The organism is Vibrio rotiferianus CAIM 577 = LMG 21460 (assembly GCF_002741985.1).
Taxonomy (GTDB): domain Bacteria; phylum Pseudomonadota; class Gammaproteobacteria; order Enterobacterales; family Vibrionaceae; genus Vibrio; species Vibrio rotiferianus.
Map to the genome: position 1 here is coordinate 33,612 of NZ_APHW01000002.1, position 12,254 is coordinate 45,865.

At 44.7% G+C, this 12,254-nt stretch carries 13 protein-coding genes; all 13 read left to right on the forward strand.

All coding sequences use genetic code 11. From position 1 onward, the window contains the following. Positions 1 to 39 precede the first annotated feature (39 nt). The 13 genes from B853_RS00890 to B853_RS00950 all read left to right on the forward strand — a co-directional run bounded on the left by B853_RS00890 (position 40) and on the right by B853_RS00950 (position 12,252). Positions 40 to 1,599 carry a hypothetical protein gene (locus B853_RS00890; protein ID WP_038883482.1) on the forward strand — a complete coding sequence of 520 codons (1,560 nt, stop codon included), beginning with the start codon at positions 40 to 42 and terminating at the stop codon, positions 1,597 to 1,599. A 396-nt stretch (positions 1,600 to 1,995) separates the two neighbouring features. Beyond that, positions 1,996 to 3,078 (forward strand): dTDP-glucose 4,6-dehydratase, encoded by a 1,083-nt coding sequence (gene rfbB / locus B853_RS00895; RefSeq protein ID WP_038883485.1) that lies wholly within the window; start codon positions 1,996 to 1,998, stop codon positions 3,076 to 3,078. Next, the gene (gene rfbD / locus B853_RS00900; protein WP_038883488.1) at positions 3,078 to 3,968 is read left to right on the forward strand and encodes a dTDP-4-dehydrorhamnose reductase; all 891 of its coding nucleotides are present in this window, start codon (positions 3,078 to 3,080) and stop codon (positions 3,966 to 3,968) included. The genes rfbB and rfbD overlap by 1 nt, the downstream gene beginning before the upstream one ends. Positions 3,969 to 3,970: 2 nt before the next feature. After that, complete coding sequence (gene rfbA, locus B853_RS00905) at positions 3,971 to 4,855, forward strand: glucose-1-phosphate thymidylyltransferase RfbA (protein WP_038883490.1); 885 nt, start codon at positions 3,971 to 3,973, stop codon at positions 4,853 to 4,855. Between the two features lie 2 nt (positions 4,856 to 4,857). Beyond that, positions 4,858 to 5,394: a dTDP-4-dehydrorhamnose 3,5-epimerase gene (gene rfbC / locus B853_RS00910; protein WP_010445186.1), complete on the forward strand. Its 537-nt coding sequence runs from the start codon at positions 4,858 to 4,860 to the stop codon at positions 5,392 to 5,394. Positions 5,395 to 5,680: 286 nt separating this feature from the next. Beyond that, positions 5,681 to 6,466, forward strand: coding sequence for an ABC transporter permease (locus B853_RS00915; protein WP_010445188.1), 786 nt, complete (start codon positions 5,681 to 5,683; stop codon positions 6,464 to 6,466). 24 nt (positions 6,467 to 6,490) lie between these two features. Beyond that, a complete protein-coding gene (locus B853_RS00920; RefSeq protein WP_038883493.1) occupies positions 6,491 to 8,152 on the forward strand; it encodes a GspE/PulE family protein in 1,662 nt (553 codons plus the stop codon). Positions 8,153 to 8,163: 11 nt separating this feature from the next. Then, positions 8,164 to 9,345: a type II secretion system F family protein gene (locus B853_RS00925; RefSeq protein ID WP_038883497.1), complete on the forward strand. Its 1,182-nt coding sequence runs from the start codon at positions 8,164 to 8,166 to the stop codon at positions 9,343 to 9,345. 11 nt (positions 9,346 to 9,356) lie between these two features. Then, positions 9,357 to 9,767, forward strand: coding sequence for a type II secretion system major pseudopilin GspG (gene gspG, locus B853_RS00930; protein WP_038883499.1), 411 nt, complete (start codon positions 9,357 to 9,359; stop codon positions 9,765 to 9,767). A gap of 2 nt (positions 9,768 to 9,769) precedes the next feature. Then, entirely contained in the window at positions 9,770 to 10,186 is a 417-nt protein-coding gene (locus tag B853_RS00935; RefSeq protein WP_050568928.1) for a type II secretion system protein, read from the forward strand. Between the two features lie 2 nt (positions 10,187 to 10,188). After that, positions 10,189 to 10,575, forward strand: a complete 387-nt coding sequence (locus B853_RS00940; protein ID WP_128826778.1) for a PulJ/GspJ family protein — start codon at positions 10,189 to 10,191, stop codon at positions 10,573 to 10,575. A gap of 1 nt (position 10,576) precedes the next feature. Further along, on the forward strand, positions 10,577 to 11,305 hold the full coding sequence (locus B853_RS00945; RefSeq protein ID WP_227741886.1) for a PulJ/GspJ family protein: 729 nt from the start codon (positions 10,577 to 10,579) through the stop codon (positions 11,303 to 11,305). A gap of 26 nt (positions 11,306 to 11,331) precedes the next feature. Continuing rightward, entirely contained in the window at positions 11,332 to 12,252 is a 921-nt protein-coding gene (locus tag B853_RS00950; protein ID WP_227741887.1) for a type II secretion system protein GspK, read from the forward strand. Positions 12,253 to 12,254 lie beyond the last annotated feature (2 nt).

A 12,254-nucleotide genomic window follows, 5' to 3' on the forward strand; every position in this document is an offset into this window, starting at 1 on the left:
AAAGGAAATTACGACAACTTTTTGGCGAGGCTTAATTCGATGAACAAACTGACTCCCTTAGCAATACTGACTCCATTAATTCTTGCCGGTTGTGGTGGTAGTAGCGGTGGCTCTGCACCAGCACCAAAATATAATATTGAGTTTGCTTCTTTTTATGTTGAGAAAGCGGCAAGCAGTAACTCGACATGTTCTGTTTATGCGGAAGAGGTCTTCTACGAAGACCCTGATCCAGCTAAGCCTGATGAAGAGCCAGAAGTTGACTACAAAAATGTTGTCCTAGCGACAAAAGTTAGCTCACCATCAGTTCGTGTTGCAATTCACGATGCCAACGGCCGAATGATCAAAGACTTTGTTCCTGGTGCCGCTGAATGGAAAAACGGCAAGTTGTCGTTTAACCAATCGCTTATTCCATCAAATGGCTACCTTACAACTTACCAATTGCTTCAGCGCAATAACATCGTATTCTTAGATGCAGTGTCATACCAAAAGAACGTACTAAATGGTTCAATGACATTTACAACACCGCCAGCAACACTGACGCAAGAGAAAAAATGTATTACGTCAGGAGCTAAGCCACCAACATTTACTTCTAAGAAACAAACTTTCGATGATCGTGGCGAACCAACAGGCGTATTTGGTTTTAACACGCCGGACGGCAACTACTGGTCAGTATCACCACTTAACGCTGAGTTAGAGTTGGGTAACAAACCAATGCTAGCCGTGCGTTACGACCGTCATGTTGACGATACTCAAGACAACATCAACGAATCAGAAGCAGAGTCTCGCTATCGTCCACTTCAAGAGTACCGTTTCATCACAGGTACTAACCTTGGTACTAAGCCACTAGAGTTAAAAGAAATCGGTGACTCAAATTCTGATAGCAAGCCGCAATGGTATCCACCACAAGACGCAACAATCGACAGTGCGAAGTTGTTTGTTAAGTACAGCGGCTACTCATATTTGTGGCAAGCACTGCCGAACGCTCCGGAGCAGTTTAGTTTTGCTAGCAGCATCGGTAGCAGCAACTACTACCTACAAACAGAAGGTACGTTCAACAACTGGAACTTCAGTCAAGTAGATCGCGTGTCTAATCCTGCATCGGGTATTGATGCAACCAATTCAATGAGCGCGTTGGATGTTCCTATGCACGCACCACTAGAGCTAATGGCTTGTAGTTCAAGTGCGTCTGAAGTAGGCACCTGTTTACGTGCATACCAGACTCCAGACACAGGCAATGCGCGTATTCAACGTAGTTTTGTAAACGTAGATGACAATGCTGGTGGCCAAATTCGTCACACTATTTACAGCAAGCCGAATGATATGCCAGGTATGTTCTCGTTTGGTAATAGTGTCGTCGACGCAATTTGGAGTTCTAACTTAGTTTCAGCAAGTGCGTCATTGCTTTACACATCAGATACAAGTGTTGAAGATACGTTCCTGAAAGTACATCGCGATCCAATGGCTATCGCACAGGATGATTACAACTCAGATACCAACGTAGATAGCTTCGGTTTCTTGGTGACAGACTATGATGTTAAATACAATGCCTCTACTCTAGATACCAAAGATTACCTACTGTTGGATAACACTAAAAAGTAGCAGTACTCTGACTACGAAAGCGCTCCTATTGGAGCGCTTTTTTGTTGTGTGTAAATAATTGATAGTAATCTCAAGTAAAATTAGCACTCAATTGACACATTTTCTCAAGGCCGGCTGACGGCGTTGACGCATTCCCAATTGAGTCTTTCCTCCGCAGTGGTCATGCTTTATTTTCATGGGTAGAGCCGTTATGATTACAGGTTGAGCGAAGAGGCTCTGCTTTTGGGCGACTTTTCGTTAAAGAATTCATCAAGAATGCCCCTATCGATCGATTTGGGTCTTTCATATTTATCGAGGTCTCAGATACGTAGCCTAATACACGCTGCATGTTTGAAACGATCTCGCGATTGCTATTCAGTTGGCATCTAGTAATTATCAATCAAAGGAAAATCAGCTGTGCAGATAATGGTTACCGGTGGGGCAGGCTTTATTGGTTCTGCGGTTATTCGTCACCTAATTCAGAATACAGAACATAGCGTAGTAAACGTAGATAAACTGACTTACGCAGGCAACCTACAGTCTCTTGCTAGCGTTGCAGACTCAGAGCGTTACACCTTTGAGCAGGTCGACATTTGCGATGCGGACAACGTAAAACGTTTGTTTGAACAGTATCAGCCGGACGCCGTAATGCACCTTGCTGCTGAGTCACATGTTGATCGTTCAATTGACGGCCCTGCTGAATTTATCCATACCAACATCATCGGTACTTATACCCTATTGGAAGGTGCGCGTAAGTATTGGAATGAGTTGTCAGAAGATGCTCGTCAAGCATTTCGCTTCCATCATATTTCAACAGATGAAGTGTACGGCGATCTGCCACATCCAGATGAAGTTGAAGGCGGTGAACTACCACTATTCACTGAGACGACGGCTTACGCTCCGAGTAGCCCGTACTCAGCATCGAAAGCATCAAGTGACCACTTAGTTCGTGCATGGGCCCGTACTTACGGTCTGCCAGTGTTAGTGACTAACTGCTCTAACAACTACGGACCTTACCACTTCCCTGAAAAGCTAATTCCATTAGTTATCTTGAATGCCCTTGCAGACAAGCCGCTACCAATCTACGGTAAAGGCGACCAAATTCGTGACTGGCTATTCGTAGAAGATCACGCGCGTGCACTTACAGAAGTGGTGCTAAACGGTGTGGTTGGTGAAACATACAACATCGGCGGTCACAACGAGAAGCAAAACTTAGAAGTGGTTCAAACGATCTGTAAAATCCTTGATCGTTTAGTTCCTAAAGCAACGCCATACGCAGAACAAATTACTTACGTAAAAGATCGTCCAGGTCACGACCGTCGTTATGCGATTGACGCAGACAAGATCGAACGCGAGCTGGGTTGGAAGCCGCAAGAGTCATTTGAGAGTGGCATCGAAAAAACCGTTCAATGGTACCTAGATAACCAAGAATGGGTGAAGAACGTTCAAAGTGGTGAGTACCAACAATGGGTTGACCAGCAATACGGAGCTAGCAAGTAATGCGAATCTTATTGTTGGGTAAAAATGGCCAAGTTGGCTGGGAGCTGCAACGCTCCCTAAGCTGTCTCGGAGTAGTAACGGCTGTCGATTTTGATAGCACAGAATACTGTGGCGATTTTACTAACCCAGAGGGGTTAGAGCAGACAATTTTAGCGGTTAAGCCTGACGTCATCGTTAACTCTGCAGCCTACACTGCCGTTGATAAAGCTGAAGATGATCAATCTGTTGCTTATCAAGTAAACGCGGGCAGCGTTGAAGTTATTGCTAAAGCGGCAGAAAAGCTTGGCGCTTGGCTTATTCACTACTCTACAGATTACGTGTTTGACGGTTCAGGAGAGCAGGCTCGTAAAGAAGAAGCTCCAACCGCTCCATTGAATGTGTATGGTGCTAGTAAACTTCAAGGTGAGCAGGTTGTCGCTCAGCACTGTAGCAGGTATCTGATTTTCCGCACGAGTTGGGTATACGCAAGCCGTGGTCACAACTTTGCGAAAACCATGCTCAAGTTGGCGAAAGAAAGAGAAACGCTTTCAATCATCAACGATCAAGTGGGTGCTCCTACTGGCGCAGAATTGTTGGCAGATTGCACAGCAAATGCGTTACGTGTTGCGCTAAATAAACCAGAGGTAGCAGGTCTTTACCACCTAGTAGCATCGGGTGAAACCACATGGTACGACTACGCGCAATTCGTTTTTGACTACGCACGTCGTAGCGGTATTGAGTTGGCCGTTAAAGAAGTGAATGCAGTACCAACAAGCAGCTTCCCAACCCCTGCACAAAGACCTCATAATTCACGTCTTGATACTTCCAAGTTTGAGCAAACATTTGAGCTTAACATTCCCCATTGGAAGCACGGCGTAGAACGAATGCTTGTAGAATTAACAGAGTCTTAAAAATGCAAAATACACAAAAAAGAAAGGGTATTATCCTTGCTGGTGGTTCAGGCACACGTCTGTACCCAGTAACGATGGCCGTAAGTAAACAACTACTGCCAATTTACGATAAGCCAATGATTTACTACCCGCTAAGCACACTGATGCTAGCAGGTATTCAAGAAATTTTGATCATTAGTACGCCTCAAGACACCCCGCGTTTTGAGCAATTGCTTGGTGATGGTAGCCAATGGGGTTTGTCACTGGAGTACGCAGTGCAAGAGTCACCAGATGGTCTAGCGCAAGCATTTATTATCGCAGAAGAGTTCTTAAACGGTGCACCGAGTGCATTGGTGCTGGGTGACAACATCTTCTACGGCCACTCACTACAAAAGCAATTGGCGGAAGCGAGCAACCAAGATTCGGGTGCAACCGTATTTGCTTACCATGTTCATGATCCTGAGCGCTACGGTGTTGTGGAATTTGATGACGAAGGTACAGCTGTTTCTCTAGAAGAAAAACCAGAAGTACCGAAGAGCAACTTCGCGGTTACTGGCCTTTACTTCTACGATGAGAAAGCGGTAGAGCGTGCGAAGAGCTTAAAACCTTCAGCTCGTGGTGAGTTAGAAATCACTGACCTAAACCGAATTTACCTAGAGTCCGGAGAGCTTTCTGTTGCTAGAATGGGTCGTGGCTATGCTTGGCTAGATACAGGTACTCACGAGAGTTTGATTGAAGCAACAAACTTTATTCAAACGATCGAGCATCGCCAAGGTTTGAAAGTTGCAGCACCGGAAGAGATTGCCTACCGTATGGGCTTTATCGATGCAGATCAAGTACGTAAATGTGCAGCTCCGTTGGCAAAAAATGCTTATGGCCAATACCTACTGCGCATGCTAGAGGAATAAGCATGAAAGTTATCCCTACTGAAATCAAAGATGTATTCATCATCGAACCGACAGTGTATGGTGATGATCGCGGTTTCTTTTTTGAAAGCTTTAACCAAGCACGCTTTGAAGAAGCGATCGGCCAAAAAGTCGAATTTGTTCAAGACAACCATTCTCGCTCAGTAAAAAACGTACTGCGTGGATTGCATTACCAAGAACAACAAGCACAAGGCAAACTAGTACGTTGTGCAGTTGGTGAAGTACTGGATGTGGCAGTTGATATTCGTAAAGACTCAGAAACGTTTGGTAAAGTTGTTACCGTAAACCTGAGTGCAGAGAACAAACGCCAGCTTTGGATTCCTGCAGGCCTTGCACATGGCTTTAGCGTTCTTTCTGAGGTCGCTGAGTTTCTTTACAAGACCACTGATTACTACGCGCCTCAGTATGAGCGCAGCATTCGTTGGGATGATCCAGACCTAGCGATTGACTGGCAGCTAGAGGGTGAGCCCGCGTTGTCAGAGAAAGACAAGCAAGGCATCAGCTTTAGCTCCCTGAAATAAGATTAGAAGTGAGGCATTGCCTCACTTTTTTCTTTTTCGTTATAGAAAAGTAGGCGAGTTATGCTTTTTGTAAATGCATCAAACACCATTGCGTCTTGATACCTATCAAAACACCCGCGGATACAAAAGATAGCCGAATAAAAGTGCAAATTCTGGTTAGATTTCGTATCATGCTCGCCTCTACAGAGAACCGAACACAAAGTCGAAAACAGGCAATTAGCCAATCTCTGAACAGAACAGATTCAGACAACATTATTAATATCGACTCGCAAATTTTGGCTAAAACATGTTTCCAACCAAAGAAAACCGTCAACTTTTCCGCACTATGGTGCGTCGAGAAGTCAAAGCAAAATACCAAGGTACATTACTAGGCTTCCTATGGAATCTTGTAACGCCTTTGATGATGCTTGCCATTTACTCCACTGTTTTCCTGACCGTATTTAAAGCAAAGTGGCATTTAACAGCGACAGAGCAAGCCGATTACGGTCTGATGCTGTTTGTGGGTATTTTAACCCATACCTATATGGCAGAAGTGCTAACCACAACCAGTAATGTGATTAGAAACAACAGTAACCTAGTGAAAAAGGTACGTTTTCCAGTTGCAATGCTGCCAATGATTTCCGTTTGTAGTGCAGGCGTGAACTATCTATTTGGTTTACTGCTTGCATTTGCCTACGGTGCATTCAACCACTACATTGCCGATTATACCTACATTATTTATTTGCCACTGGTCTTGTTAGTGTACGTTTGCACTTTGACCGCAATCGCATATTTAGTGTCAGCGCTTGGCCTATTCATTCGTGATGTGTCACAAATGATGCCGGTTTTGATCACAGTATTGTTATTTACGAGTACAGTCTTCTTCTCGGCGCAATCTGCGCCAGATGAGCTGGCACAAGTTTTGTATTTCAACCCAATAAGTCCAATAGCGGATGCAATCCGCAGCATCTTGTACGGTCAAATGCCAAATATGACACACCTATTTACTTTGGGTGTCGTGAGCATTGTATGTGGCTTTATGACCTACAAATTCTTCGGTCGTTTACGTCCGAGCTTTTCAGATATTTTATAAAATAACATGTTAAATGAGGGAATCATGCTTTTAGGTGAGCGACTCAAACAGAAGCAACTCATCTCGGATGAGGACATAGAACAAATTATCGCTCTTCAGGAACAAGCTCCGATAGGAAAGCGAGCTCGCTTTGGTGAGCTATGTGTTTCGCATGGCTTGTGTTCTGAGCAAGATATCCTCGCCGCGTTAAGTGAACAGCTGGAGTTACCTTTACTTGCCGATATTCTAGAGCAGCATTATGGCAGCGATCTGCCGCCGTCAGAGTTGGCATTGTCATTATATCCGGCTGATTGGTGGCAGCAGCGTCAAGCGTTCCCTCTTTTAAAAAACGACAACGAATTACTTGTTGCTCAAAGCGATATTTGGGATGACTTCGTATTTGAGTCATTGCTAAGAACGCACGACCTGCATGTCATTCCAGTGTTGTGCTCAAACTACGAAATGCGTCAATTGCTCTCAACCATAGATGAGCAACAGTCAACAGCAACCGCATTGACCGAACAAGACAGCAGTTCGGCTCCTGTCGTTAAGTTTGTGAACGAATGTATTCAGCGTGCAATCAAAGAGAACGCATCAGATATTCATTTTGAAGTAAACAAGCAACAATTCTCTGTACGCTACCGTGTTGATGGGGTTTTACGTACCGTTGATCAGCCAGGAATGGCACAGCATTCAGCGATCTTATCGCGTATTAAATTAATGGCGGGCTTGGATATTTCAGAAAAGCGTTTGCCACAAGATGGTCGTATCCGTGTTCGACTATCTGGCCTACAGGTCGATATTCGTGTCGCAACCACACCTACCGTTTACGGTGAGAATGCGGTGCTTCGTTTGCTTGCTAACGAGAAGCAAAGCCAAGATCAGCAGCGCAAAGAGCTGGATATGCTGCCTGATCAAAAAGGTATTATTCAAGATATCTTAAGTAAGAAAACTGGTATCTTCCTGATAACTGGTCCAACGGGTAGTGGTAAAACCACCTCCTTATATACACTCCTTGGCCAGCTCAATGATGATCAAACCAAAATCATCACAGTAGAAGACCCGGTGGAATACCAAATGAAGGGGTTAACTCAAATCCAAGTCAACTCAGACATTGGTTTGAGCTTCGCTCACGTATTGCGTTCTGCACTTCGTCAAGACCCAGATATCATGTTGATTGGTGAGATGCGCGATAAAGAAACCTCACAAATCGCGATTCAGTCTGCGCTAACAGGTCACTTCGTACTATCAACGTTACACACCAATGATGCACCAAGCAGCTTTATTCGTTTGAAAGACATCGGCATTCCAGATTACTTAATTAAATCAACAGTAGTTGGCATCATGGCGCAGCGTCTTGTGCGTAAGTTATGCCCGCATTGTAAGCAAGTAGATGGACATGGTGAGCAAGCGGCTCAGTCACTTGGATACCAAGATGTTTACTCGCGTTGGGGGCATTTGTTACCACAACAAGTCACTTGGTACAAAGCGTGTGGCTGTGACCAATGTAATGGCACTGGTTACCACGGACGTCTGGCTATTTTCGAACTGTTAGGCTGGTCTGAGGAAGAAACAGCAGAGCTAGAAATGACAGAGTTACAGCAAGTCGCTAAAAAGCAGAACATGCGTAATTTACGTCAGGATGCCTTGATGCGAGCAGCATTAGGAGACACCACGCTAGAAGAAGTGCTACGTGTTGTAGGCTAAAGGATTAACCAATGAAGCAGTTTAAATACGTCGCACGCCGAAAAGACGGTTCATTGATCGACGGATGGCTACAAGCAGAAAGCGAGCAGCAAGCGAAACGGCAGTTGCAACAGCAGCAACGACAAGTTGTTATGTTGACTGAACAGCGCTCCAGTGGTGCGAAAAATCTAGGCCGTGAAACCCTGATCACCACATTGCGCGAACTCGCCACACTGCGAGAAAGTGGCATGCCGCTAGACCAGTGTATGCTTTCTTTGCTGGAAAACGTTGAAGACAAGCAAATGGAGCTAGTACTTAAGCGTTTATACAGTGACATTGAGAGTGGCTCAAGCTTGTCCGAAGCCATTAGTGCTCAGCCCGATGCCTTCCCGTTTTACGTCTCTTCAATGCTACGTTTGGGTGAAGCAAGTGGTCAGCTAGGAGAGGCGCTATTTAGCATTTCTGAACGTATCGAGCGAGAAGAGAAGCTAGTAAGTGAAGTAAAGTCGGCATTGACCTACCCAGCGTTCCTGCTGGTTGTTTGTGTGGCGACGGTATTCTTCATGTTCCTCTATGTTATCCCGAACTTTGAGAATATGGTTCAAGGTGGAGGAGACGCCGGCGCACTTGGCACATTGCTAGATATTTCAGCATTTTTGAATGATAACCTAACTATTATTCTTATTTTAATGTCTGCATTGATTGGCGGAGTTTATTACAGCGCAAAGTATGGCAACCTCAAAGATTATGCTATGCAAACCTTATGCATAATCCCCATGTTTCGTAACCTCATCGATTCATGGAACATAGTTCAATTTTCCAGTAGTATGCAAAAGCTTTTGCAATCTGGCGTGGAACTTGTTGAGTCTGTAGAAATCACACTCAATAGTATTTCTGACACGCAATTAAGAAAGCGCCTAAACCACGTCGTAGTAAAAGTACGCGAGGGTAAAGGCCTTGCAGATTCACTTGCTGAATATCATGTATTTCCACCTATGGTTATTCGCCTCATTCATACCGGCGAGGCGGGGGCTTCTCTCGTGCCATGTTTCCGAGAAATACATAATTTGTATGAGCGTCGTCTCTCTAAAGGTTTGAAACAAATCCTTACCATACTAGAGCCCTTAGTGATTGTAATCATGGGGGGGATCGTAGGTAGTATTATGATCGTGCTGATATCTGGCATCATTTCAGTGAACAATATCAGTCTATAAAGAGGTAAAAAATGAATAACCGAAAACAACGTGGCTTTACGCTGATTGAGCTGCTAGTCGTACTTGTCCTAATCTCTTTGCTAGCTGGCTTGGTTGGTCCTCAACTGTTTAACCAAGTGGGGTCATCAAAAACTAAAGTGGCAGGCGCACAGATTGAACTGCTAACTTCAGCACTGAACACTTATCGTCTTGACATGGGTGAATACCCAAGCACTGAACAAGGCCTTGAGGCGCTAATGGAGAACCCAGGCGATACCACAATGTGGAACGGCCCATACCTAGCGAAAGAAATCCCGCTTGATCCATGGAACCGAGCATACCACTACGAGCTAAAACCAAACTACGAGTTCGCGCTATACACCCTAGGTCGAGATAACAAAGCTGGCGGTGAAGGCGAAGATCAAGACGTTGGTGTTAAGTAATAGTGCCACCACTGCGTTCTAGCTCTTTGAAGCTTGGATTTACCTTGATTGAACTTCTTGTCGTGATCAGCTTGATGGCGATGGTCACGACAATTGTTGTTCCAAGCCTGTGGGGACAATACCAGCACTTTCAGCAGCGTTCTAAGGTAGAGAGCTTCTGGTACCAAGTTGTTGATAAAGCAGATGCTTCGCGCCAAAGCGGCCATAACTTTATACTTGACACTTCATCACCAGAGTGGATTCAAGCTGCCGAAGAGCAAGGTTTAGAATTGCACCCATCTCGCCCAATCTTAATCCGTGCAGATGGCTTTGTGCAGAGTGGTGATGTACTTCTTACCGTTCAATCGGTTCAAAGAAACTGGCGTATTTCTATAGCCATGCCTGATGGAAAAGTAACGATTAAACCGGATAGCCGTTGATCATGCAGTTACGGACATTCTCAAAAAAACGCGGCTTCACATTGATTGAAGTGCTAGTCGCGCTTGCAATATTAGCAGCTGGGCTGACGGCTTCAATGAGGCTTTTCCAGCAAGTCAGTTTGAGTAGCTTAAGAGCAGAGCAAGTGCAAGAGCAATTGCTTGTAGAGAAATCAATTTATCAATCGTTACTAAGAACTAATCCCGCTCAAAAAAGTGATGGGCGTGAACAACTTGGTGATATAGCTTTCACCTGGCAAGCAAGAGCTATTAGTCCAGTTTTGCAATTGAGAAGTGAGACCGGACTCAATCCTAACTATACACAGATATACATAATTTCCGTGAACTACCTTTGGAACAAAAAAACGTATCAGTTGAGTTCGAGCTGCTAGGGTGGGAAAAGCGATGAGTCGGCGATCTCAGTCTACTTCGCAGCAAGGCTTTACTTTAATAGAAGTACTCATTGCTCTTGTGGTGTTTTCATCAGTGATTTCTTTGGTTGTCATAGGTTTAGAGCAAGCTCGCTCTCAATGGGAGCGCAGCCACAATCGCGCTGAATTTTCCAAAAGCCTATCTCAAAGACACCAATGGCTAAACCAGATGTTTGAGCAAGCCAATGGGGCTCCTTTTCAAGTCGAGTTTGGTACAACTGCGCCGCTGTTTTACGGTAACGAAATTGCGATGCGATTCATTTCGGATGCTCCTATTATTGGTGGGCCTGGAGCCTATGCTACAGTCGAGTTAGAGCTTGTTCAGCAGAAGGCATCAAATCAATATCAGTTGGTTTTTAGGCAATGGCCAAATCGTGATCCTTTTCTTGGGATACCGAGTTCGGCCCAACCTAAAGATATTCTAGTTGTGTTAGAGGGCCTTGAGGCCGCTCAGTTTGAGTATTTTCTTCCGCCAAGAACAGAAGCAACGCCAATGGAAATCAGGTACCAGAACTTTAAAACCAGACCTGAAGGCTACTGGGATGAAAAATACGAAGCGAATTTTGAACAACGTATTCCTCCACAAATTAGGTTCTCATTTTTGCTTAACAATAAAAAATATCAGTGGGTGTTTAACCTACCTGATCGAAGCCTAGCTGGTGGGCAACTGGAGGATTTCTTTGTCCAATGATATATCGAAGACAATCTGGCGTAATCTTGCCACTCACTCTTGTCATGCTTGCGATCATTGCCACGATGGCGACCATGCTTACGACAAACTCACAGAGAGCTATCAGAGAGGCAACGGTAGCAAAAGATCACTGGCAAGCGAAATTAGCTATCCATAATGCCGAGCAGCGGGTGCTTTATGCCATGTTGACGGGTGAGCAGCAGCCAGGGGCTTATCAACTTGGACAGACAACCTTGCAAACTGACGGAACACCTGCACAACTATCAAATGGTGTTTGGGTGTCAGTTCAAGATCAAGCGGGCTTGCTAGGGCTGACATTTATCAATCGATCTCAAATGCATGCAGTGTTAAGGGGAATTCTTGGTGAGCCAAGTGCTTCGAACCTAACGAGGCAATTGATCAATTGGCAGAAAGAGCAGCAATCAGACATTGATACGTACCTAAATCAAGAAAACGCGCCAAGAGGTGCCTTATTTCGAAGCTTAGATGAAGTAATGTTAATACCCGGAATGACACCGGAACTTTATAACGGGCAATATTGGGACTTGGCCAATCAAAAGGCACCTAATGGCAGTGAGGGTTCTCCAGTTCCCGGTTTCAGAGATTTGTTTGTTCTTCGTGGAGCTGCTGAACCTAATTTGGCTGCAACGCCACCTTATTTACTTAACAAGCTCTATGGTTTTAATCAAGAAGATATCGCGCGTCTTCAAGAGCAAAAAGCACGTGCAAACTGGAGGGGAGTTGAGTTCAGTTTAAGAACGATGGGAGTACCTGTAGCGCAGGAAAACTTTATTCCTGGAAAGTTCTACTCTGTTCGTTTTCAATACCAAACTATTCAGGCGAGAGGTGAATTTGAAATCAATTCATACCTTCTTCCTACGCCACGGATTACATGGTATTCTCCTGACCTCTTTCGCTTCGTAGAAAACAATCCAGGGAGTAGGTAACA

Bases quoted from the DNA above. Each gene is read 5' to 3' on its own strand.
- B853_RS00890 (WP_038883482.1), top strand. From the start codon at position 40: ATGAACAAACTGACTCCCTTAGCAATACTGACTCCATTAATTCTTGCC.
- rfbD (WP_038883488.1), top strand. From the start codon at position 3,078: ATGCGAATCTTATTGTTGGGTAAAAATGGCCAAGTTGGCTGGGAGCTG.
- rfbA (WP_038883490.1), top strand. From the start codon at position 3,971: ATGCAAAATACACAAAAAAGAAAGGGTATTATCCTTGCTGGTGGTTCA.
- rfbC (WP_010445186.1), top strand. From the start codon at position 4,858: ATGAAAGTTATCCCTACTGAAATCAAAGATGTATTCATCATCGAACCG.
- B853_RS00915 (WP_010445188.1), top strand. From the start codon at position 5,681: ATGTTTCCAACCAAAGAAAACCGTCAACTTTTCCGCACTATGGTGCGT.
- B853_RS00920 (WP_038883493.1), top strand. From the start codon at position 6,491: ATGCTTTTAGGTGAGCGACTCAAACAGAAGCAACTCATCTCGGATGAG.
- B853_RS00925 (WP_038883497.1), top strand. From the start codon at position 8,164: ATGAAGCAGTTTAAATACGTCGCACGCCGAAAAGACGGTTCATTGATC.
- gspG (WP_038883499.1), top strand. From the start codon at position 9,357: ATGAATAACCGAAAACAACGTGGCTTTACGCTGATTGAGCTGCTAGTC.
- B853_RS00940 (WP_128826778.1), top strand. From the start codon at position 10,189: ATGCAGTTACGGACATTCTCAAAAAAACGCGGCTTCACATTGATTGAA.